The organism is Spirosoma sp. SC4-14 (assembly GCF_037201965.1).
In the GTDB taxonomy this organism is placed as follows: Bacteria; Bacteroidota; Bacteroidia; order Cytophagales; family Spirosomataceae; genus Spirosoma.
This window is the reverse complement of sequence record NZ_CP147518.1, coordinates 6,135,290-6,156,521: the sequence shown is the minus strand read 5'-3', so window position 1 is coordinate 6,156,521 and position 21,232 is coordinate 6,135,290. Positions and strand designations below refer to the sequence as shown.

General features: G+C 50.3%; 23 protein-coding genes. 5 read left to right on the top strand and 18 right to left on the bottom strand.

What is annotated here, in order from left to right:
* The first annotated feature begins 75 nt into the window (after positions 1-75).
* The 5 genes from WBJ53_RS25250 (at position 76) to WBJ53_RS25230 (ending at position 3,793) form a co-directional block, all read left to right on the top strand.
* Positions 76-1,470: a bifunctional UDP-3-O-[3-hydroxymyristoyl] N-acetylglucosamine deacetylase/3-hydroxyacyl-ACP dehydratase gene (locus WBJ53_RS25250; protein ID WP_338871384.1), complete on the top strand. Its 1,395-nt coding sequence runs from the start codon at positions 76-78 to the stop codon at positions 1,468-1,470.
* A gap of 108 nt (positions 1,471-1,578) precedes the next feature.
* Positions 1,579-2,373, top strand: a complete 795-nt coding sequence (gene lpxA, locus WBJ53_RS25245) for an acyl-ACP--UDP-N-acetylglucosamine O-acyltransferase (protein ID WP_338871382.1) — start codon at positions 1,579-1,581, stop codon at positions 2,371-2,373.
* Between the two features lie 79 nt (positions 2,374-2,452).
* Positions 2,453-3,070 carry an ATP-binding cassette domain-containing protein gene (locus WBJ53_RS25240; protein WP_338871380.1) on the top strand — a complete coding sequence of 206 codons (618 nt, stop codon included), beginning with the start codon at positions 2,453-2,455 and terminating at the stop codon, positions 3,068-3,070.
* Between the two features lie 130 nt (positions 3,071-3,200).
* Positions 3,201-3,410: a hypothetical protein gene (locus WBJ53_RS25235; RefSeq protein WP_338871378.1), complete on the top strand. Its 210-nt coding sequence runs from the start codon at positions 3,201-3,203 to the stop codon at positions 3,408-3,410.
* Positions 3,401-3,793, top strand: a complete 393-nt coding sequence (locus tag WBJ53_RS25230; protein ID WP_338871376.1) for a type II toxin-antitoxin system VapC family toxin — start codon at positions 3,401-3,403, stop codon at positions 3,791-3,793. Before WBJ53_RS25235 ends, WBJ53_RS25230 begins: the two co-directional genes overlap by 10 nt.
* A gap of 3 nt (positions 3,794-3,796) precedes the next feature.
* Here the strand turns inward: WBJ53_RS25230 and WBJ53_RS25225 are convergent, their stop codons facing one another.
* From WBJ53_RS25225 to tssD, 18 genes are all read right to left on the bottom strand, one after another.
* Positions 3,797-5,338: an NADH-quinone oxidoreductase subunit N gene (locus WBJ53_RS25225; protein WP_338871374.1), complete on the bottom strand. Its 1,542-nt coding sequence runs from the start codon at positions 5,336-5,338 to the stop codon at positions 3,797-3,799.
* A 100-nt stretch (positions 5,339-5,438) separates the two neighbouring features.
* Positions 5,439-6,251 (bottom strand): TerC family protein, encoded by an 813-nt coding sequence (locus WBJ53_RS25220; RefSeq protein ID WP_338871372.1) that lies wholly within the window; start codon positions 6,249-6,251, stop codon positions 5,439-5,441.
* Positions 6,252-6,418: 167 nt separating this feature from the next.
* Entirely contained in the window at positions 6,419-7,942 is a 1,524-nt protein-coding gene (locus tag WBJ53_RS25215; RefSeq protein ID WP_338871370.1) for a C1 family peptidase, read from the bottom strand.
* 38 nt (positions 7,943-7,980) lie between these two features.
* Entirely contained in the window at positions 7,981-8,940 is a 960-nt protein-coding gene (locus WBJ53_RS25210; RefSeq protein WP_338871369.1) for a hypothetical protein, read from the bottom strand.
* Positions 8,941-8,999: 59 nt separating this feature from the next.
* On the bottom strand, positions 9,000-9,500 hold the full coding sequence (locus WBJ53_RS25205; RefSeq protein WP_338871367.1) for a hypothetical protein: 501 nt from the start codon (positions 9,498-9,500) through the stop codon (positions 9,000-9,002).
* Between the two features lie 76 nt (positions 9,501-9,576).
* On the bottom strand, positions 9,577-10,713 hold the full coding sequence (locus tag WBJ53_RS25200; RefSeq protein WP_338871365.1) for a hypothetical protein: 1,137 nt from the start codon (positions 10,711-10,713) through the stop codon (positions 9,577-9,579).
* Between the two features lie 20 nt (positions 10,714-10,733).
* On the bottom strand, positions 10,734-11,582 hold the full coding sequence (locus WBJ53_RS25195; protein ID WP_338871363.1) for a TssN family type VI secretion system protein: 849 nt from the start codon (positions 11,580-11,582) through the stop codon (positions 10,734-10,736).
* 82 nt (positions 11,583-11,664) lie between these two features.
* Complete coding sequence (locus tag WBJ53_RS25190) at positions 11,665-12,594, bottom strand: type VI secretion system baseplate subunit TssG (RefSeq protein WP_338871361.1); 930 nt, start codon at positions 12,592-12,594, stop codon at positions 11,665-11,667.
* 12 nt (positions 12,595-12,606) lie between these two features.
* Positions 12,607-14,415 (bottom strand): hypothetical protein, encoded by a 1,809-nt coding sequence (locus tag WBJ53_RS25185; RefSeq protein ID WP_338871359.1) that lies wholly within the window; start codon positions 14,413-14,415, stop codon positions 12,607-12,609.
* A gap of 89 nt (positions 14,416-14,504) precedes the next feature.
* The gene (locus WBJ53_RS25180) at positions 14,505-15,038 is read right to left on the bottom strand and encodes a hypothetical protein (protein WP_338871357.1); all 534 of its coding nucleotides are present in this window, start codon (positions 15,036-15,038) and stop codon (positions 14,505-14,507) included.
* A 94-nt stretch (positions 15,039-15,132) separates the two neighbouring features.
* Positions 15,133-15,591 (bottom strand): CHAP domain-containing protein, encoded by a 459-nt coding sequence (locus tag WBJ53_RS25175; RefSeq protein WP_338871355.1) that lies wholly within the window; start codon positions 15,589-15,591, stop codon positions 15,133-15,135.
* Positions 15,592-15,606: 15 nt separating this feature from the next.
* Positions 15,607-16,044, bottom strand: coding sequence for a GPW/gp25 family protein (locus WBJ53_RS25170; protein WP_338871354.1), 438 nt, complete (start codon positions 16,042-16,044; stop codon positions 15,607-15,609).
* Between the two features lie 17 nt (positions 16,045-16,061).
* Positions 16,062-16,523: a hypothetical protein gene (locus tag WBJ53_RS25165; protein WP_338871352.1), complete on the bottom strand. Its 462-nt coding sequence runs from the start codon at positions 16,521-16,523 to the stop codon at positions 16,062-16,064.
* A 90-nt stretch (positions 16,524-16,613) separates the two neighbouring features.
* Positions 16,614-17,231, bottom strand: a complete 618-nt coding sequence (locus WBJ53_RS25160) for a hypothetical protein (protein WP_338871350.1) — start codon at positions 17,229-17,231, stop codon at positions 16,614-16,616.
* A gap of 12 nt (positions 17,232-17,243) precedes the next feature.
* Positions 17,244-18,257 (bottom strand): PAAR domain-containing protein, encoded by a 1,014-nt coding sequence (locus WBJ53_RS25155; RefSeq protein WP_338871348.1) that lies wholly within the window; start codon positions 18,255-18,257, stop codon positions 17,244-17,246.
* Between the two features lie 13 nt (positions 18,258-18,270).
* A complete protein-coding gene (locus tag WBJ53_RS25150) occupies positions 18,271-20,115 on the bottom strand; it encodes a phage baseplate assembly protein V (RefSeq protein ID WP_338871346.1) in 1,845 nt (614 codons plus the stop codon).
* A 70-nt stretch (positions 20,116-20,185) separates the two neighbouring features.
* On the bottom strand, positions 20,186-20,614 hold the full coding sequence (locus tag WBJ53_RS25145) for a hypothetical protein (RefSeq protein ID WP_338871344.1): 429 nt from the start codon (positions 20,612-20,614) through the stop codon (positions 20,186-20,188).
* Positions 20,615-20,717: 103 nt separating this feature from the next.
* Positions 20,718-21,113 carry a type VI secretion system tube protein TssD gene (tssD, locus tag WBJ53_RS25140; RefSeq protein WP_338871342.1) on the bottom strand — a complete coding sequence of 132 codons (396 nt, stop codon included), beginning with the start codon at positions 21,111-21,113 and terminating at the stop codon, positions 20,718-20,720.
* Positions 21,114-21,232 lie beyond the last annotated feature (119 nt).

Sequence of the window (21,232 nt, the reverse complement as noted above, 5' to 3'; positions counted from 1 at the left end):
TAAGATTCTAACAGGCAGAGCAACCATAAACCGTAAACCATAAATCATAAACTGAACTCTGAAAACTGAATAAGAATGAATACCAAACAACAGACGATTCAGAAAGCCGTTTCGGTATCGGGTGTGGGCCTGCACACGGGCGTTTCGGCTACAATGACTTTCCTGCCCGCCCCCACCAATCACGGCTATAAATTTCAGCGTATCGACCTGCCAGGCCAGCCTGTTGTCGATGCTGATGTCGACAATGTGGTCGACCTCTCGCGTGGCACCACTCTCGAACAGAGCGGTGCCCGGGTGCATACCGTTGAGCATACACTGGCTGCACTGGTTGGGCTTCAACTGGATAATGTGCTTATTCAGTTGGATGGACCCGAACCGCCTATAATGGATGGATCGTCGATCCAGTTTATCAACGCACTCCAGGAGGCAGGGATCGAGGAACAAAACGCTACCCGTAACTATTTTGAGGTTAATGAATACGTTCACTATCGGAATTCGGAAAAGGATATTGAACTGGCTGCTCTACCGCTGAACGACTATCGACTCACGGTAATGGTTGATTATAATTCGAAAGTAATCAACAGCCAGCATGCCTATCTGAATGATATAAGCCAGTTTCCGGAACAGATTGCTAGTTCCAGAACATTTGTCTTTCTGCACGAACTGGAAACGTTATACAAACAGAATCTCATAAAAGGGGGTGACCTGACCAACGCCATTGTTATTGTTGATCGGGATGTTGAAGATGGTGAACTCGACTATCTAGCTGAGTTGCTGAACAAACCCAAAGTGAGCGTCAATAAGCGGGAGGGCATTCTGAACAATATTCAGCTGCACTACCCTAATGAAATGGCGCGGCATAAACTGCTGGACGTAATTGGCGATCTGGCCTTGATTGGGCGCCCCATCAAGGCGCAGATTCTGGCAGCCCGGCCTGGCCACGCGGCCAATGTGGCTTTTGCGAAGAAGATCAAGAAACTTATCCAGAAAAACGCGGCCAATCAGGTTCCTAATTACGACCCCAAGCAGCCTCCCGTACTGGATATTAACCGAATTTCGCAGTTGCTGCCTCACCGCTACCCATTCCAGATGATCGATAAGATTATTGCGCTCGATGAAAACAGCGTTGTGGGTATCAAGAACGTAACCATGAATGAACCGTTCTTTCCAGGTCACTTTCCGGGCAATCCGGTTATGCCAGGCGTAATGCAACTCGAAGCTATGGCGCAAACGGGTGGTATTCTGGTGCTTAGCACCGTTCCTGATCCGGAAAACTATTGGCCATATTTAATTGGTATCGAGAATTGTCGTTTCCGACGCAACGTTTTGCCGGGCGATACCGTAATTTTTAGATGTGAGTTTACTTCGCCCATGAAGCGAGGTATTGTAAAAATGCAGGGCCGGGGCTATGTCAACTCCAACCTCGTCTGCGAAGCCGACATGATTGCCAGTCTGGTAAAGAAAAAGTAGTGTGTGGTTTATGGTTTACGGTTTATGGTTGCTCCGCCAGGTAGTAGTCTCTATTGCGGAGCAACCATAAACCGTAAACCATAAACCGTACGGATTTGAACGGAAAAAATGATTCAACCATTAGCCTACATTCACCCTGAAGCGAAAATTGCGCAAAACGTGGTGATTGAGCCATTCGCCATCATCCACAAAGACGTTGAAATCGCCGAAGGAACGTGGATTGGTTCGCACGCTGTTATCAACGAGGGTGCCCGCATTGGCCGTAACTGTAAGATTTATCCGGGAGCGGTTATTTCGTCGACTCCACAGGATTTGAAGTTTAATAATGAATATACGCTGACGTTCATTGGCGATAATACAACCGTTCGCGAATACGCTACCATCAGCCGCGGAACCGAAGAGCACTGGAAAACCGAAATCGGAAGCAATTGCCTGATTATGGCCTATGCGCACGTAGCGCATGATTGCCGGATCGGGAATCATTGCCTCATTATCAATAATGTTCAGATGGCTGGTCACGTGCATATGGGCGACTGGGCTATTATTGGCGGATCGAGTTCGGTACACCAATGGGTGAAAATTGGTGCTCATGCCATGATTTCGGGCGGGTCGCTGGTGCGTAAAGATGTGCCGCCATTCACTAAAGCTGCGCGGGAACCTCTTTCCTATACGGGTATTAACTCAATTGGCCTGCGCCGTCGTGGATACGAAAATGGTAAAATCAACGAAATTCAGGAAATCTATCGCTATATCTACCTGCGTGGCCTGAACAACGCTGAAGCACTGACGCAGATCGAACTGGAGTTGCCACCCTCGGATGAACGCGACGAAATCGTTAATTTTATCCGTAGTTCAGAGCGTGGTATCATGAAAGGACCGGCCGGAAACAGCGAAAGAGAATAAAATAATGTAGTATATATGACGAATAATGGATAATGAACCTAAGGTTCATTATCCATTATTCGTTTTACGGGATTCAGGTATGATTGTCAGAACCGAGCTGCTGGGAAAACGGTATCGGAAAGAATGGATTTTTCGGCGGGTAAGCCTGGAGCTTACAGGCGGAACAAGCTACACGTTTGTGGGGCCTAATGGCAGCGGGAAATCAACGCTATTGCAATTGCTGGCCGGAAACCTGCCCCAAACAGAAGGCAAACTCGAATACATTGAAAACGGTAACATACTGGAAGCCGACAACTGGTTTCGACAAATCAGTATTGCTGCGCCTTACCTCGAACTGGTTGAAGAACTGTCGCTCGATGAATTGCTGACGTTTCACCAGACCTTCAAGCCCTTTAAGGCCAATCTGACCCCCGAAACTGTTGCCGAAAAGATGTTTTTGAGCCACGCCCGGCATAAGGAGATCAAATACTTTTCGTCGGGCATGAAACAGCGGGTAAAGCTCGGACTGGCGTTTTTTTCGGATACGCCGATCGTGATTCTTGACGAGCCAACCTCAAACCTCGACCGGCAGGGAGCAGCCTGGTATCAGGAACAGGTGCGGCAACTTTCGCCGGATCAGTTGCTGCTCATTGGCTCCAATCAGCCCGAAGAATATGAGTTCTGCCCCAATGTGCTCGATGTAATGCAGTGGAAGTAGCGGTTAACTTGAAAGACACACAAATTAGCACTATATTGGTATAGGCATAGTTCGTTTAAAGGAACGGCATCGTAGATGTGAGTTGAAGAATAACTAGGTTGAGGGTTTAGAAAAATATTTTCAAAAAAGCATGGTACAGACAGTCACTATAGATATTCTTAATGATAAAGCGATGAAGCTCCTTCAGGATCTTGAGGGTTTGCAACTTATACGCCTGCATCGTGAGAAAACTCAGCCAGAGAGAAACAGTCTTGTTAGTCGTTATAAAGGAGCAATGACCAAACAACCATTGCCGGATATCGCGAACCAACTTGACGAATTGCGGAACGGATGGGAATAAAATATCTCTGGGATACTAATACGGTTATCTACTATTTGCAGCGTCAGTTTCCTGCTGGCGCTGAAGAATTTATGGATGGCTTACTCGCCGAAGCAATACCCTGTATTTCGGCTATTACTGAGATTGAGCTACTGTGTTGGAAAACGGCTACTGAAAAAGATATTGAAATCCTCCATAGCTTTATTCAGGATACCGTACTAATTGAGCTTGAACGGCCGGTGAAGCTAAAAACCGCTGAAATACGTAAGCAGCATGGCATAAAATTGCCTGATGCTATTATTGCTGCAACCGCTGTTATTTATGAACTCATATTGGTTACCCGCAACACAAAAGATTTTGTGACTATCGATGGTTTGCAGGTGATTAACCCCTGGAATCATTAACAATTACCAGCCTGTTAGCAACTCCATAATCCATTGCGGTCTCAGAAATAAGCCAACAATTGGAATGACCAGAATACCTACCAGCCAGATTGCCGGCTGATTGGGTGTTTGAACTGCAATTGGTTCGGGCTCTACCGTGGGGCGGAAGAAAAGCAGAAAGGGAATTTTAAGATAATACACCAGCGAGATTAGCGCATTTAGCAGACCCAATGCAAACAGAGCCAGCAGCCAATTGTTACCGGAGCGCTGATAAGCCTCAAAAAGGGCCGAAAACGATAAAAGTTTAGCCGTAAAGCCAACTGTGGGCGGGAGGCCGGTCAGGGCCAGCATAACGATGGTTAAACCAACCGATAGAAGCGGGAATTTTGAGCCCAAACCTGCAAACTGGCAAATCAGTAGTGTATTACTGCCAGTAGTTTGGGCCAGCATATCAATCAGGAAAAAAGCGGCCAGCGAAATAAACAGATACGTACTGGCATAAAAAATCACGGCCTGGAATCCCGCTTCCGTAAAGGCCACCACTCCCACCAGCAGAAAACCCGCATGAGCAATGCTGGAGTAGGCCAGTAACCGTTTGGCATCGGTTTGCCGAAGGGCCGACAAATTGCCAATCAGAATACCGGCAAGCGCCAGCACAGCCAGTGGAATTTGTAGTGAATCGTTGGCTATGCCAGCAGCCGCGTCGTCGGCCTGGGCAGGCAGCGCGGTTACGAGCCGCATCAGTACCAGCACGGCAGCAGCTTTGGGAGCTACGGAGAAAAAAGCAGCCACAGGAACGGGGGCTGCTTCATAAGCGTCGGGTGTCCAGGCATGGAAAGGAACTCCCGCCAGTTTAAACAAAACCCCTGCCAGTGTCAGTAAAAGAGCAACGGCGGCAACGGTTGTATCCTGCTGGGCGAGCGCAAGGCCAAAGTCGTCGGTTGTTAGGTCAAGGGTACCGGTGATGCCATACAACAGCGACATACCATAGAGCATAATTGCCGAACTGACCGAGCCAAACAACAGGTATTTTATGCCTCCCTCCGATGCCTTTCGGGTAGTTGTGAGCGCCGTGAGCAGATACGAACAGATTGAAACAAGTTCGATACTGAGGTAAATACTAAGCAGATTGACCGAAACCGTCATCAGGAATAAACCCAGTGTCATGGCCATCAGCAGCGAATACCACTCGCCCGGCAATCGGCCTGTTTCCGGGTGTTGTCCGGTAGGCCGATCGCTGGCAGGGTATGCAACTAAGTCGTAGAGCAGCACAAAAAGAGCTGCCACCACAACAATCGTCTGAAAGAAAATAGCCTGATTGTCAATGAAGAGGAGATGTAAGAACAAAAAGCCCCGAGCAGTTGAGGCAATGCTCCAAACACCGGCAACGACCAGCGCTATAACACTAAAACCTGCCAGCCATCGACGTCGTTGAGTCACCGACCCCGAACGGTGTAAAACCAGTTCGATAACAAGAAGTACACAAAAGGCTATCGACAGCCAGAGCGTGGGCCCAAAGCCATCGAAGCTGTTGAGGAGGTCGTTAAGTTGGTCGGTGAGAGACAAAATAGTTATTCGTTATTGGTGGATTAGTCACTGGTATATTCTAATGACCAATGCCTGATGACCAATGACCAATATACCAATGACTAATTTGGCAACCATTTTAAATCATGCCTTCGCGATGGGCTTCTTCTTCGTAGCCGTGGAGCTGAATCGGGTCCTGTTTTTTGCGAAGCCGAATGTTGAGGAACTCAACCAGCAGCGAGAACGCAATAGCAAAATACAGATACCCTTTGGGGACGCTACCCACCTCCTGGTCGAAGATCACTACTTCTGACAGGTGAGCCCCTTCAGCAATAAGCATAAAGCCGATCATAATCAGGAAAGCCAGACCGAGCATCTGAATTGTGGGGTGCTCGTTAACGAATTTGCCAACCGGCCCTGCAAAAAACATCATAATCAGAATCGACAGCACAACGGCAATCATCATAATTGTAACGTTCTGGGTCAGACCAATGGCCGTTAGAATGGAGTCGATCGAGAAAACAATGTTGGTAATAGCAATTTGGGCCACTACACTTGTGATGGTTGTTTTACCTTTTGTGCCACCTTCCATCTCTTCGTGGGCACTGCCTTCCAGCTTGTGGTGAATTTCGGAAGTCGCTTTGTAAAGCAGGAATATCCCCCCACCAAACAGAATGAGGCTTTGCCCGGTAAAGGCTGCCTTGAACCAGTCGGCATCGACGTGTGTAAATGGTTTACTCAGCGAGATAACAAACGAAATACCCAGCAGCAGAATAATCCGGAAAGCCATTGCCAGCATCAAACCAATGTTTCGGGCTTTGGGTTGATCCTTTGGGGACAGTTTGTTAGCCGCAATAGAAATGAAGATGATGTTGTCGATACCCAGAACAATTTCCAGGAATGTCAGCGTCAGTAGACTGATAATCGACTCGGCAGTAAAGAGTGTGCTCATGGTTGAACAAATGTACAGGCCAAAAATACCGGCTTCGAACCGGGTCTGCAAACAACTTGTCCAAGAATGAGCGCTTAGCCGTACAAAAGGTTCGTAAATTGAGTTAATTGGTAATAGGAAAAAAGGGTAGTTAAGGCAAAGAGGCATCAACTACCCTTTTTAGGCACTTATTTATATTTCAGCTCAATCAGCAAAGGAACCACATTACCTGCCGTTCCGGGTTTCACTTCGAAGGCGGCCTGGTCGGGCTGGTACCGAATCTGGTCCTGTTTCACCAACTGATCGCCCAGCACATCGGTTAGCCGTTTGTCGAGTGACCCTTTTTTTCGGCCAAGCGTTTTTAGCAACCCTTCCATATTAAGCGGGCGCCTGGCAAACAAAATCAGCAGATAATCGGCTTTGTTGCCTTTGTGCTTTTCCATCACAACAGAACTGGTTTCCGATGGATAGGCAATGGTGGTGTTGGGGCCCAGCAAGGGGCTCATCAGCTCGTCGGTCGGGAATAATTTTTCGATGCCACCATCTTTTTGCGTAGTAAGCGCATACACATAGGCATTTTCGGAATTATTGAGAAAAAACTTAAACCGCGTTCCCGAATCGTAGGCCTGTGTAACATGATACGGCTGAATATCGGTCGGGGCCGATTCGTCGGATACAATTTTCAGATCGCGGGTAGCCTGACGGCTAACGGCCATCGGGCTACCATCGTTGAGTTTCAATTCGGCCGATCCTTTGCGGGTGTCGGCGGGGGAGATGCCCGCTCCTTTGTTACTACTGGTCAGGATAACCGTTCCGGGTCGATTACCAGGTTCATTTGTGGCCGAATATACCTGAAATGCATTGATAATAAATTTGCCGAAATAGCTATAGGGAATCCAGCAGAACCCTTTTTCGCCCCAGCCTGTATTCCAGCTATTGACGATTCGGAACGCACCCCCGTACTGTTTATCGCTGTAGCCAAGCACACAAATGGCCTGGCTATAGAGCACATCGGTAGTTTTCTCGTTCGGTGCCGGTTCCCAAACAGCCCGTGCTTCTTCGAACGACAGCGGAGCGCCGATGCCCGCTACAACGGGGTTCCCTTCGGCAAGCGCTTTCTTCACGGCCTGGACTTTCTGGGCCGGATCGGCCTGCTCAGTAAATAACTGCTGATAATCGCCAATCCGAAACTGGGTAGCCTCTTTGGCCGCTGCGGGCGGAATGGCCTGATTGCAAAGCGGATAGGTTAGCGTACGGAGCCGGGGAACGCCATCTACTTTCAGTACGTCGAGTGCTTCCTCAATGGTGCCACCTCCCTGGCAGTTTATGTCTTTGGGGTCGCGTATTTTGTCGTAGACAAAGGTTGGCGAAAAGCGGCTCGCGTCGAGTTGAGTTTTCTGGGTAATGTTTTTTTCTTTTCCCTCCATAATCGTGCGGAGGTAGTAGGCTGTGGCAAAGGCAACGGATGTTTCCTGTTTCCCCTGATCGCCAACCGTGGGGCAAAACTGTTCGTAGGATACTTCGGCCGGCAGATTGGCAAAACTGCGGGTTGCCAGCGGTGCCTTATGCATCACCGTAAGCGACCGTGTTCGACTGGATTTTAAGCCACCTGCGTATTTTCGTGTTGTTGACTGGCTCTGCCCGCTTGTGAATAGTCCGGCTGATAGCAATAGCGTCAGGCCGAAGCACGTAGTTCGTGTGTTTGGTTTCATGGTAGTGGCAAGTTGTTCAGACAGTGGTGCCTGGGTCTTTATTCTTTTTCCAATTCCACTTTTATTGGTTTTTTTAATTGAATCGATAGCGCACTTCCGCCAGTTGCACCAATATCGAGTCCGGCAGTATTGCCATTGACAGTCAGCGACATCAGGCCGTCGGCAATGGTAAACTGATCGGCAGTTGTTGTTTTGTCGACGTAGTTGACCCGCCAGGGCGTACGCTCGGGTACCGACAACCCTACGATTTTATAGCCAGGAGGGGCGGTATATAATTCTTTGCGTTCTGTAACCTTGGCGAGTGTTCCGGCATCGGCTCCGCCAGTTTCGAAATAAACGCCCAGTACCACCTGATGCTCGCGAATAATCATGAACTGCACCGATACATTCACCTCCGGGTTATTTTTGCCGAATTCGCCCGTACCTGAAATAAGCAGGGGTTTAAACGGTCCGAACAGGCTTGGGTTGATCATTGGACCAGCAGGTGCTGCGGGAGCTGGTTTAGCTCCCCCCGCCTTTGGGGCTGCGGCAACTGCGTTCAGCTCTTTGCCGGCGTTTGCCAAAGCTGCCAGCAAAGTGGCCTTTTTGGCTTCTAACTGGATCTTTTGCGAATTCAGTAGCTGGATGTCGGCATCGCCCTCTTTGCGGGCATTTTCGTATTCGCCCGCCAGTTGTCGATAGCTATTGGTGGTAGCCATAAAAAGAGGCTTCGGAAACTGCTGATCGAGTGCACTGGTGTTAGCATAAAAGGTACGCAGCCAGTTGTCGGTCAGTGGAGCGCCCTGCTCTACGGCCGTTAGCATCTTATCGGTTCCGGCGAGTTGCTTGCGGTAGGCCATCATTTCCTGAATGGTCTGGTGTTGCTGTACGGTGGTTAACCGTGGAATCAATGAAAGCGATAGCCACCAGCATAGGGTAACAACCAGTAACAACGTGGCATAAAAGCCCAGAAACTGGCCCCAGCGTTTACTTCGTTCGGCTTGGTTAAGCGGCTTCATGAAGAAAATTTCTGTTTATAGCGTAAGTGCCTCAACCCTGCGGCTGATGCGCGAAATAGTTAGTTTTGAGCGGCTTTCAGTGCCCGCATACTTTCCAGGCTCGACTGTTTCAGCATCAATTGCGTTTCCAGGCTTTGAATGTCGGTTTTCAGCGTAGCTACCTCATCGGTTAGTTGTTCTTTAGTTTCGGCTTTGGTTTGCCGGTCGGTGGCCTGCACGGCTACAGTACCCAGTAGTTTGCTGTAGTTGCGACCGGCGATTCGGGACAGCGATTGAAAAGTTGTATCGGCTCTGTAGCCGGTTTCCATTCGGCCGATAGCTTCTTCCTGCCTGAAGCGAAGTGTCGAAAATTCGCTGGCCTGTTCGCTGGGGTCGGTTTTCTTTAATTTGATGTGTAAACTATCGGCCTGGCGAACATCGCTCAGGAAATGCTCTTCCTGGTCGGCTGACGGCCCCTGACCGCCCGACGGCCCCTGACCGTTGGCCAGATACACAACGGCTCCAAGAACTCCGCCCAGAAGAAGCGTTACGAGTAAAAATTTGATAAAAGATGCGTTCATTGATTTTTGGATGCTGGACGTTAGCGGTTAGATGCTGGAAGCTCCACTAAAAAAAACGGAAGACGAAGAACTTGGCTTATCCACCCCAGAAACTGCGTTTAGTGCCGTTTTTGGGTGTATCCTGCCGGTCGACAAAAAACTCGTCTTTATCTTTCTCAACGTAGTTCAACTGGCTGAGTTTGCCATAGAGGGCAATCACTACGTCGCATAGGTTAATGATCGATAGCAAAATAGGCTGGCAGTCGGAGTGCGTATATTCTTTGTCGAGCACGTCCTGCATGGCCGATTCGAACTGCACCGGGCTAACCCCACACCAGTTTTTAAAATAATTGAACATCGCTTCTTTTTCCCGGTCGGGCGTGCTTTGAATCATCAGGGTCATGGCGCGGGCAAAACGCATCCCAAACTCAGCCACAAATACGGGCGACTCGTAGGGCCCTCTCAACTGAAAGGCATCCAGATTGTCGGCAATGGTACGTACTGTGGCTTCGGCCAGATAGCCAATGGTTGTGGCCAGCAGATTGGGCTGACCCGATCGGGCATTGGTACGTACGCGTACGATGATGGCCGTAGCAAAACCGGCAATTTCGCCCATACGGCTACCAATGGTCAGGTATTGTTGCTGCATGGCGGGCAACACGCCAACCATTCGGCAGGGTGGTAAATAATCGGGTATGAGGGTGAAAACGCCGTTTGCCAGCGACAGTTTGCCTACGGGCATATGATATGCTGCCGATAATGAATTCGCCAGGGCCGATTGCGGTAGAGCACCCAGCCGATAACCCGGCGTCGAAAATGGATAGCGTAAGGGCACCTCCTCTGGATCGGGTTGCCCAAAGGGTGCTGGCTCAAATGGATTGACTTCCACCACGGCATAGCCCGATGTTTGTCCGAGTCGCATCCATTCGTCGCGGGCAGCAGAGAGGGCCAGTCGCAAAGGTGGTTGGGCTGCGTTGAGTTCAATTCGCGCACCGCCGGGTGTTACAGCCCGACAGGCACTAAGCACTAACTCCTGCCCATCGCAACTGATGGCCAATGGACTGTCTTTGCCCGGAGCGGGTGGTAGTAAACCGTAGTTTAGCGGATTCAGCAGCATACCGCCAACATCCCGAATGGAGTCGTGGTATGCATTATCGTTACCCAGCAAATGTTGCCGGGTTATTTTCATGCCATCGGCCCAGTTAATGGGCCAGTGAGTGAGTTCGGGTAACATAGATCGGTCGTTTTGACTTCTTATTCAGTGCTTACAAAACTGCGGGCAATAATGACATCATTGGCTTTTACACCGTTGCGGGTCAGCGTTAGTGCAGGATCGAGAAACTGCTTCGACAAACCGCCCAGCGACTCTTTATAGAATACCCAGCCGAGCAGACTGCCTTCATGATTTTGCTCGTAATACATGATGGGCTGTTCAGGATTTTCTTCGGCATTATGCGAATAAATCATGTAGTGAAACAGGTCGTGCAGCGTGCGGTCGATAGGGGCTTTAACGGTGTATATCGCTAAATCGATAGAATCGGGTGTTTTCGAGACCCGAAAATTAAGCCGCACCGTGTCGTTTAATTCAATGAGTGGCACTGCTCTGTCGATTGGGTAAAACCACTTCCGATATATTTTAGGCGGAATAGCCAGCCAGGCCGTGTAGGCATATAAAAACAACAGCGGAAGAAAAAAAGGCAGAAATCCCGAAATCAGCGCTGGTAAAAAACGGTCGGAATGTTGCAAACCCTGAAATAGTCCCGTAAATGCACCGGCTGTTAGCAGCAGTATGGCAGCGGCAAGCAGAAATTCGCTCCAGAAACCACCCTGAGCGATGTGCGGGAGCATCGTGCGTGATACCAGCACATGAACAATGCCTAGTGCCAATGCTACAATTTCGATCCAGTAAAAGACCGTAACAAGCGATTCGAACCGGGCAAAAGCAGCTCCCAGTGCGGCTGCAATGACCAGACTCACCACGGTATACATCAGAAGTTTTTTGGTGAAGATCGCAGCAAACGAGTGTCGTATGCCCAGCCCGATCAGGCAGAGGATGGCCAGAGCGACATAAAGTACAACGGTAAGAATGACAGCAGTTTCCATTGGGGTAATTAGTGAAAGAGTGGGTAGTTGAGTCGTAGTAACGAGCGGATTCTCTTAGGGAATCACTCTTTCGTTCTTGCAATTAGTTAGTTGCGAGCATTGTTGTCAGGCCCAGGCGTCCGGTTGTCGTGTCATCGGTCAGGCTAAAAATGCCTTCGTGTTCATTAGGTCGAACGTCCAGTTGCCAGTCCGCATCAGCCGGTAGCAGGTAGTCGGCCAGCAGTTTTATGTAGCGCAGGCCTATGCCATTGGGCAGGTAATCGGTTAGTTCTTCGTTTGAAAGGGGACCGAGCGTAATTCGGATCGTACCGCCATCGTCGGTGAGGTCTTTTCCGCCAAGCACCCAATCCTGCCCCAAGTGTCCCAGACCTAATGGTAGCGGTTCGGCTTCAGTCGGTAAAAAATCATCGATGTCGGTGAAGTTACCGTACTGAAGTCGGACGGGAACCTGTAGAAACTCTTTCAGATACTGTTCCGTCTGTTCCCAATCGCCAACAAGCCGATAGGCATTTGTCCAGATTGCCAGCAGGCAGGCGCGTTGACGGGCTGTTAGCCCTAAGTCGCCCCACAAATAACTATGCAGTTCGTCCCAGATGGCCCCGTAGGCGCGAGTCAGTGCCTGCGATTCCTGTGTTTCGATTTGGATGCGTTGTCTGAACGATTCCTGCTCAAAGGGAAGCCAGAACGTGCGGGCTTCGTTTTCTTCATGACGGAGCCGTTTGCTCTGGTCGAGCATGGCGCGGGCTTCGTCGCGTCCGGGTTGCAACGGGGGAGCGGGCGGATGATGTAAGGTTTCGGGTAGGGTGTCGTAGAGCCCCTCGCGGCTGAGGTGCATCACATGCGTTAGCGGGTGCAGCGCGTCGGCCTCAATGGTGTCGACTTTCAGAATATCGGTGCTATAAGCCCGGCTAAATGTGCCTTTAGAACGAACAACGATTTCTGTCGGAACGGCACACCGCTGCTGTTGATCGGCAATCCAGACTTCGGCTCGTATATCGTACAACAAACGCATGCGTTTAGGAGGTTAAACAGTTGCTGAATTAATTAATTGAACGCGCAGGGGTAACAAACCTGTCCACTGATCCTGGAGCGTAATGGTTAGTTCGTGACTAAGCTGTCGATGTTCGTCGGCGGTTAAACGTGTCGGGTTACGGAGCGAAACCCGTACGTCGAGGGTTCGGATCAGCCCCTGTCTTGGGTCAGGGCTTATGGAATACCCTTTCTGCACATCGACCCGTTCAATCAGATCAGGAGCTGTTGCCCGGCATACGGCCCGGATATCTTCAACCGTGAGGGCACGCCCTCGGGTAAGAAGTGCCTGTCGAAAGATGGGTAAACTGGCCGAAGGGCTCAGCCGGGGGGCACCACCCAGCGTTGGCCTCAGCAGAACCATACCTTCGCGCTGGAAAGCGGGCGAATTGGTATCTACACGAGCTCCAATAGGGAGCCGATTTCCGCGCTCGGCCGCTGTTGCCCAATAATTGACAAACAGATTACCCCGGTCGGGGCCGTTGTTTACTACCACAAACGGAACCGGCTCGCCCGATGATTGAATGGGCAAGCCCTGGCGAATGCGAAGCAGGCTTTTCTGAATATCGTCGATATTGCTCCGCAAGGTATCGTAGCCGAGTGCGGCAAACGACGCACTTTCGTCGCGAAGCAGGTCGATAAGCTGGCGGACAGCTTCGTCGGCATTACGGCTGTCGAACCGGCCAACGCCCTGCCGTCGGAGTGCATAACTTCGGGCGGTTGGATCGCTGGCGCTGGCTTCGGTATAGGCCGGATATGTGTTGCCATCGCTATCCGATACATCCGCCAGTTCGATAAGCGGTTGGTCGGTCTGAATTGGAAACACGTTCAACCCGTCTGAAAGCCGAAATACGGCCCGGCCTAACTGCCGGTTCAGAACCGGAAACGCATTGAGTACGCATTCCGTACGGGCTATAATTTCGGCCCCGAATACGGTCGGGAATTCAACCCGCACCCAGGTCAGTATGGGTAATGGCTGCAATAGCGCCGGATCGAAGGTGTCGGTCAGTGCTGTCGGCAGAAACGAACCATTGGCAGTTGGTATCGGCGCTGGAAACTGCCCCCGAACGGTCAGGAAATTAGATCGGTAGTAGCGATCGGCATGACTCTCCATTGCCTGGGTTGCCGACGATACACTCGAATCGGTCTGTCGCCCGGTGCCCGGCTCAACGGTTAACAACTGATCGCCTAACCACCATCGGGTTTGGGGCAGATGCTGCGCGTAGTCGTAGATGGGCAGTGGCAGGTTTTTCCAGTCGAAGAAAAAACGCAAACTGAGTTCCTGAGGCAGTCCGGGCATAAGCTCAAGACCCAGCCAGAGTGTATAGTCGGGCAGGCGACGGTGAAGTGATGCCTGCGTCACCGGAATGGTATTGCCCATATCGTCGATACGCCAGAGTTGATGGCCGGCCGCCAGGCAGGTGACTCGTCCATTCACCAACGAAAAATGACCGGCGGGGGAGAGAGCGAGTTCTTCGCCAGTTTGCGGATGGCGGATCGAAAAAGCATCGGTTCGGGTCGCTTCGCCTAACAGTTCAAGAGGTCGGGCTACCAATACGCTATGGGCAGGCCGGGGTGCTGTAACGACTTCGGGAAGCAGTAATTCAACCAGCCGTTCCAGAATGCGGCCACGCGACGCCTGAATTTCACCATAGACGCGTTCTGACTCGGTGGCCAATGCACCGACCAGCAAATCGACCAGCGGATCGAAAGCCGTAGTGTCGATAGCCGCTTCCTGGTAGCCCCATAGTCGGGCTGCCTGTTGCAGCATTCGGCTTTTAATTTGGTCGCGAGTTTCTAGCATAATCGATTTAGTATTGGTCTCACTAGTCATTGGTCATTTGCAATTGGTTTTGTTCTGATGACTAATGACCAATGACAAATGGCTAATTTTTAATAACTGGGATATGTGTGCGCAGTGGGGCTAATTTGCTCCCCTGTTCGCCAGCTTACAGCAACCATATCCAACTGGTACTGAATCTGATAAGAAAACCCGGCACTGGCTATTCCGCGCGACCGGGGCCATTCGATATGGATATGAGTTTGGTGCTTATCGCGGCCCGGATACACTTTCGGACCACCGAAGTCGTCGGTTGTCATGCCGTCGTAAATCACTGCCGACCACCCCATCACGGCTTTGTTGACGATGAATACGTTGACTAGTTCGGTGGCCAGCGCCCATTCGCTCCAGTTGGTTTTGAATAGGAATATGTCGAGTGCCAGTCCATTGTCGTGTGGGTCGCCACTGTTCGGGTTTTTGCCCGATGCCTGCAGGCGTGGTGCCCAGCGACCTTTGGGTTTAGGTTTGCCGGTGCGATCTTTGCCATTGTCCCAGTACTTGTCCCAGAATACGGTATTCAGTATTTCTGGAAATGTTTGGGCCAGTGTGTCTTTCAACTCCTGTACGGCTGGTGCTATTGCTGCCATGTTGCTGATTGTTAGTTGGTCATTGGCTATTAGTCAGTTTTTATTGGGCACGGGTCATCTTTTATCTGTATACTAGCGTTCAATGACCAATGTCTTACTTTGGTAGCGCCCGGTAAAACCACATTTGCCCCGTGACGGTTACAGACCGGCCGCCAAACGCACCATCGCGCAGGTAGAGCGTATTCTGTCGGACTATCTGCGTGTCGTCGATGTTTTGTTCAAGTACCGTAACCTGGCCATTGGTGCCAACCGACGAAACAATGGCCGTGTGGTGTGGCCGTTCGACAGTTATGCTGCCATCGTCGCCGGTGCTGGTGTAGCTGTAATCCCGAAACTGAATGATATCGCCCGGTTGGAGGCTGGCCAGTGTAACGGGGTCGCCCCACACATAATCAGCGTCGTCGACCACGTTTTCGGCTCCCATCATGTCGTTCGATGTGCGTGCACCAGCCGTTCGGAGGGCCGTTTCAACAAAGGTCCAGCATTGGCCATTGCCAACCCGATGACCTCGTTTCGGACGGGCGAAATTCAATATGTTCTGACGTAGTGACATAAGCTGAGAAAGGAATTACTCGCTGGCTAATGGGCTGAAATACATGATAAATGTTTGTTCGGACATGGTTTCGCCCGTTTCGGGCAGGTTGCCGCTAACCCGGATAAGGATGCGTCGGCGAATACGAATAATTCGGCCATCGGCATCCTGATCGGCGGGTTCATCAATGTCGACATATACCCTGGCGTATTGCAGTCGTTTTTCATATTGCAGAATCAGGCTCATAATGGCCTGTTCGGCATCACTTTTCCATTGGGTTGGATTGGTGATGTTAGCGTAATCTTCCTGCCAGATGCCGCACCCCATAGCCGGATCATACCGGTATTCGTCCAGGCGGGTGGCCAGCAGCAAATTGATATGCTCGCGAATGGCGTCCACTACGGGTATATGCGGTTGCGTCTGCTTATGGAGCAGGTTAGCGATGGGGTAGTGGAGTGAATAGGGGTTTAGCATCGTTTGGTGATTGGTAGTTAGGGGTTGAACACTTCGGGTGGACCCATCAGCGCAGTTCGTAATTCGGGTGGTGTTTCTGGTTCGAAGGGTATCCGTTTATAGGCTGATGAGTCGCGATCTTTTGCGGCTCGGTTAAGGTGTACGATGGTATAGAGCCAGCCGCTTTTGGTATATCCGTCTTTCGATGAAGGACTAACAATCTTGTCCTGGCTAATTAATTTTTTTTCCACCAAAGCCATTGTTTGCTGAAAGGCCGTAATGTACCCCTGCGTTTGTGGCCCATAATAGCCATCTACCTTAATATGGCCCGTTGAACCGCCTGGTAACCCACCCGATAGTGTCATGACCTCCGCCATTTTTAACAGGGTCTGGACCAATAGTACATCGGTCCGTCGATTCGCCTGACCAAGACCAACGGCGTAGGTAACGTTATAGATGGTCGGTAGACCAGTTAGTTGTATTACCAGTGTAGAAGCCATAGCTCAAATGTGTGTTATGTCTGTTTACGTTTACGGCGGAAGTGTATGGCCTGGCTGAGCGCCAAGACTATTACTTTTTGCCGATATTGTTTATTCGTCAATGTGTATACTAATTGATCGGTTTCGTAATACAATCTGCTGTTTTGTCTGAAATCGGAGAGCTTCCTGCCTAAATTCATATAGCTTTTGCCCATCAATCTCAACCTCTTTAGGCTTATAGGAACCCGTAGGCTGAATAACGCCCAGGTTTAGCAGGAAGTCGGTGCTAACCGGAACCGTACGGCCCATGCCGTGATTGTCTTTCGCCGGTATGCGAACCGGGTAAGGTAGTATCCACTGCCGCTGATACCGATCTTTTGGGCGTATGACATGGCAGAAAAAGGTGGGTGGTGTGGCCCATAGCGTGTTCGGGTCGAGTGGCTGAACCTGTAGGTCCGCTTCCAGTATATTGTTGCTATTGACGATCAGCGGCAGATAGACCGGGTTGATCTTAATGCCGTCTTTGGTCGATACGAACGATACATCGGGTATAAATACATCGGCCGCCGACATATTATCGAGCGAAAGATCAATGCGTAGCTGATCCCGTTCAATACTGAGCCGTACATCGGCATATATGGTTTTATCGTTCCACGACATCGTTGCTACGGGTTTGTTGGTACAATGAAGCGCTATGGATAGTAATGTATAGAACAGATACGTTCTCATAGCGTTTACGGGTTAAAATGGCTGAGTTCCTGAGTTGCCCGGCCCCGACGGGTAATAGGACGGCCGCTGAACGGGTGGCTGGTTGGTACCCGCCGATGGCCATCCGTTGTTGGCGTAGTCTTGCCGGACACCATTTTCGGTATATGGGTTTGTGTTGGTTGCTGGTAATGTGCTGCCGTTTAATGGATCGGATGGATTGCCGGGATTATTATAGGTCTGTGTGGGTAATCCTACCGTACCGCGTTCTTCCGACACGTTGGAGCCTTGCGGTGTTCCGGGACCGTTGTTCACAAAAGGTCCGTTGCCGTTGGTTCCGGTGGCGTTATGCGTTCCATGAATCATTTCATGCGCCAGAATCACATCAGAACCAGGGGCATCGGCTGGCTGAACCGAGTTTGGTGGACCGCCTAAACTGTGTACGTTCGGGTCCCAGGCTACGGTCGATGGGGTTCCGGTTTTACCTGGGGTGGCTGCGCCGGGTTGGCAATACGCATTGAAAGGTCCCCAGCCTGCTGGTGGTACATAGGGAACAATGGTTAGCGAATTGCCACTGCCTTCAATGGCCGAAAAGGCTTTTTGCATCGTAGGCGTACAGTTCAGACGGATCAGTGCCTGTAGAGCCTGCATTTGAAAATCAGCATTATTGGGGTCGGCTTTGATAATGATATTGGGGCCAAACATGATGTCGCCGTTAGGGAGTAGCGTTACAGCCCGGGTTGGCCCCATCGACGAATCGCCGATCAATACCGTTGGCAACCCTACTGTGATCATGCCGCCATGAGCCGTGGTGTCGAATTGTCGGGCGGCTGGCTTTTTTCCAATAAAAACCCCTGCCGACCCTTTTGCAATCAGATTTGGAGCGGGCGATGCGCACAAACAGGGCGACGACAGGGTGGCTGCGCCCACATTCCCGATGAGCACAGTTGGAACGCCCGGCGGAAGTATCGTTCCACCAACGTGCGGCTTCGGTCCGTCAGATAACGGACACAGATGCGGATCGTTCATGCGGGCGGCTGGAAATCCCATTGCTGTGCTGCGTTTAGTTGATCATCACTACAGCGGCTTTCAACGATGCCTTAACGTTGCCTTCCAGGTTGAGTTGCATCCCTTTTACCGTTGTCTGCGTTTTACCTTCGACATTAATCTGCATACCGTTCACATCGACGTTAGCGTCCGAACTGGCTTTAACACTTGTTTTGCCGCTCATGGTCAGGTCGGTAGTTGCGTCGATGCTCATCGTTTCTTTTGTTTTGATTTCGCCTTTCTGGGCATCAACCTTCCATTCTTTCTTTGCCTTCATACTAATAGTGTCGGCGTCCAGGCTAATGCTTCCTGCGCTGAGATTAATGGAACCCTGGCTTTTGATGGCTATGTTGGTGCCGTCGAGCGACATCATGATATGATTCTTCCGGTCTTTGTCGTGCAGGCTAATGCACTCCTTGCCCGGTTCGTCGCTGATGACAATGTGGTTGCCTCCGTGGGTGATAATGGCTTTGTAATAGTTTTTTGCAGAAAAATAGGTATCCATTTTATTCTGCTTGTTCGTAACTGTACCCGCGATGAGTGGTCGGGATGGGTCATCATTCTCGAAAATGACCATGACCGTCTCGTTTATTTCAGGAATGAAATAAAATCCCTGATTCACAGCCCCTGTGTAAGGCGTAATTTGCCGTACCCAGGTCGATGATTCGTTATCGCCCTGTGCGCTTTGCCAGAGAAAACACACCCGAATTCGGCCCAGGTGTTCGGGGTCGTCAACGTGTGTTACTTTTGCTAATTGAGTAGCGGCCCGCGGAACATAAAATGAAGGATTGGCCCGAAATTCAACCCCTGCCGGAATGGCCTCAAAATGATTGGTATAGCCACCGCTTAAATCGGCTTCGTGACTGATAGATATGATTCGGTATTGCCCCAGACTCTCGGTGCGCTGCGATCGGGCATTCAGGCTGGTGCTTTCCTTAATATCGATAACCGAGCCTACTTTCAGACCAATTTTAGAACTGGAACCACTGAAAATAACGGCGTTGGCTACCGATGCTTTCTTTTCGTAACCGGCCTGTTGTTTGGCTTCGCCATCGGTCCAGACCGGTATGGGAGAGTGACTAAATTGTCGTTCGGGATACAGGTTTTCGGCTTTGGTGATCAGGAACTGGCCGTATTCGCCCAAGCCCGATACGGAAACATCTTTCGAATGGCTCTGGACCGTTTCCATTTTGACATAGTTGTAGTCTTCAATGAAAAATTCGCCACCGGGCAGGTCCATCCGCATATCGAACGAACTGATGTCGTTGCCATAGTTGAGTTCAATAGGCGAACTGCCCGGAACGTCGCCAAAAATGGTTTTATCGCCATCGAAATAGAACCAGTTGCCGGTTGCAGCCGCAAACCGATGCAGAAAATTATAGCTGCTCTCTTCGAATTTTACGATGTAATCTTCCTGCTGGTTGTTGCGTGGACTAACACTTGGCTTGAGTAACCCCTGATCGTATTCGCTCAGGACTTTGTTGACAATGGCCGAATGATCTTTCTGGTAGAAAGCTGCATAGCGTGTACCCTGTTCGAGCAAAATCGACGCGCTGAATCCACGAATAACGATTGAGCTACCCGTGGTGGCCTGCTTGGATAAATAAAGCTGGGTGATGAACCCTCGAAAAACCAGCGACGAACCGCCCCCCTGTCGGTACTTTATGGTAATCAGCACTTCTTTGCTGATGAACTCTTTTGACTGATTGATCTTCATGGCGCCCGCTCCTTCGACCTGCTCAATAGGCACGTGCAGCTCAAACGTGTGATGCCGATCGATCCACTGGCTAATCTTTACCCGTGAAAAAATATCGACACGCTTGCCGCCGATTTCAATCTGGACGCTGGATAGATTGCTCATAATGAACTGGTTGTATGGGGCGAAGCCAGAAGCTTTGCCAAAAAAATCGTAGAACGCCCTTATTGCGCTGTTAAAAGCCGAGCAATAACACCATTACCCCTACGGTTTCGCCATTAATGGTTGTTTTCGACGTCCATTCTTTGTACGATTTATTGGTAGGGACCAACACCCCGGCAATACCACCAACAATACCCCCTGCCAGGCCAGACCCTAGAAGTTTGCTGGCAAATGAGCGCAAGGCACCTGTCGCTATTTTGCCGAAACCATTGCGTTCGACCCATTGTATGATCGTATCGCTAATACCTGAATTGCTGATCGCCAGGGTTATCAGAAATCGCTTTTTGCCGTTTTCGCTGATTAACACGGCTGTGCCCTCGGCACTATCGTACCATATTTTGCGCGGAGGTAGTGGTACCCAGTAGCCATCCAGACGGGCGTACCCAACTTCCAGCCCTTCATCAAACCCCAGGGGCCATTCGCCTAATTTGATGACTGCCATAGTTTTTAATAAGACATACACATAGTTGGGACTATAGACACCAAAGAGTATCTGGTTGCAAAAGCATAGCACCAGACCAGAGTCTGATGCTATGCTGAGCCACTTAATAGGCAGCCCATTTATTCTCGTGGGTAGCTCCGTCGATGGATAGCTTACGGGCCGAAATCACAACACTGGTGCTCATTGGCGCGCTGGTGCGGGCGTCCATGCTTTCGGAGTAACCGGTCAGAAAGGCATCTTCAAACTTCAGCTCTTTCATGGGCGAATCTTCGTCCTGCTTGAAAAACTTGATGCTGCCACTGAACTTCTTGTTCGGATCGATCATCATTTTGAAGGCGTTTGTGTCTTTGGTCGACTCAAACTCAGCGTTTACCTGGCCGCCCATAACGTCGGATGTGGGTTTGCCTGTAGTGTAGTCAGTATTCTGACCCAACGAAAAACTACAGTGTAACAGACGATACTCTGTGCCGTCAAGGTCAATAGTTGCTTTGAAAGCCATGATGGTAAATTGGTTATTGGTTGATTGGAAATTATTGATCGTTTACAGTTTATGGTTTACGGTTGCTCCGTAAGAGCAATGTATTGACTCAATAGCTAGCTCTTGCGGAGCAACCATAG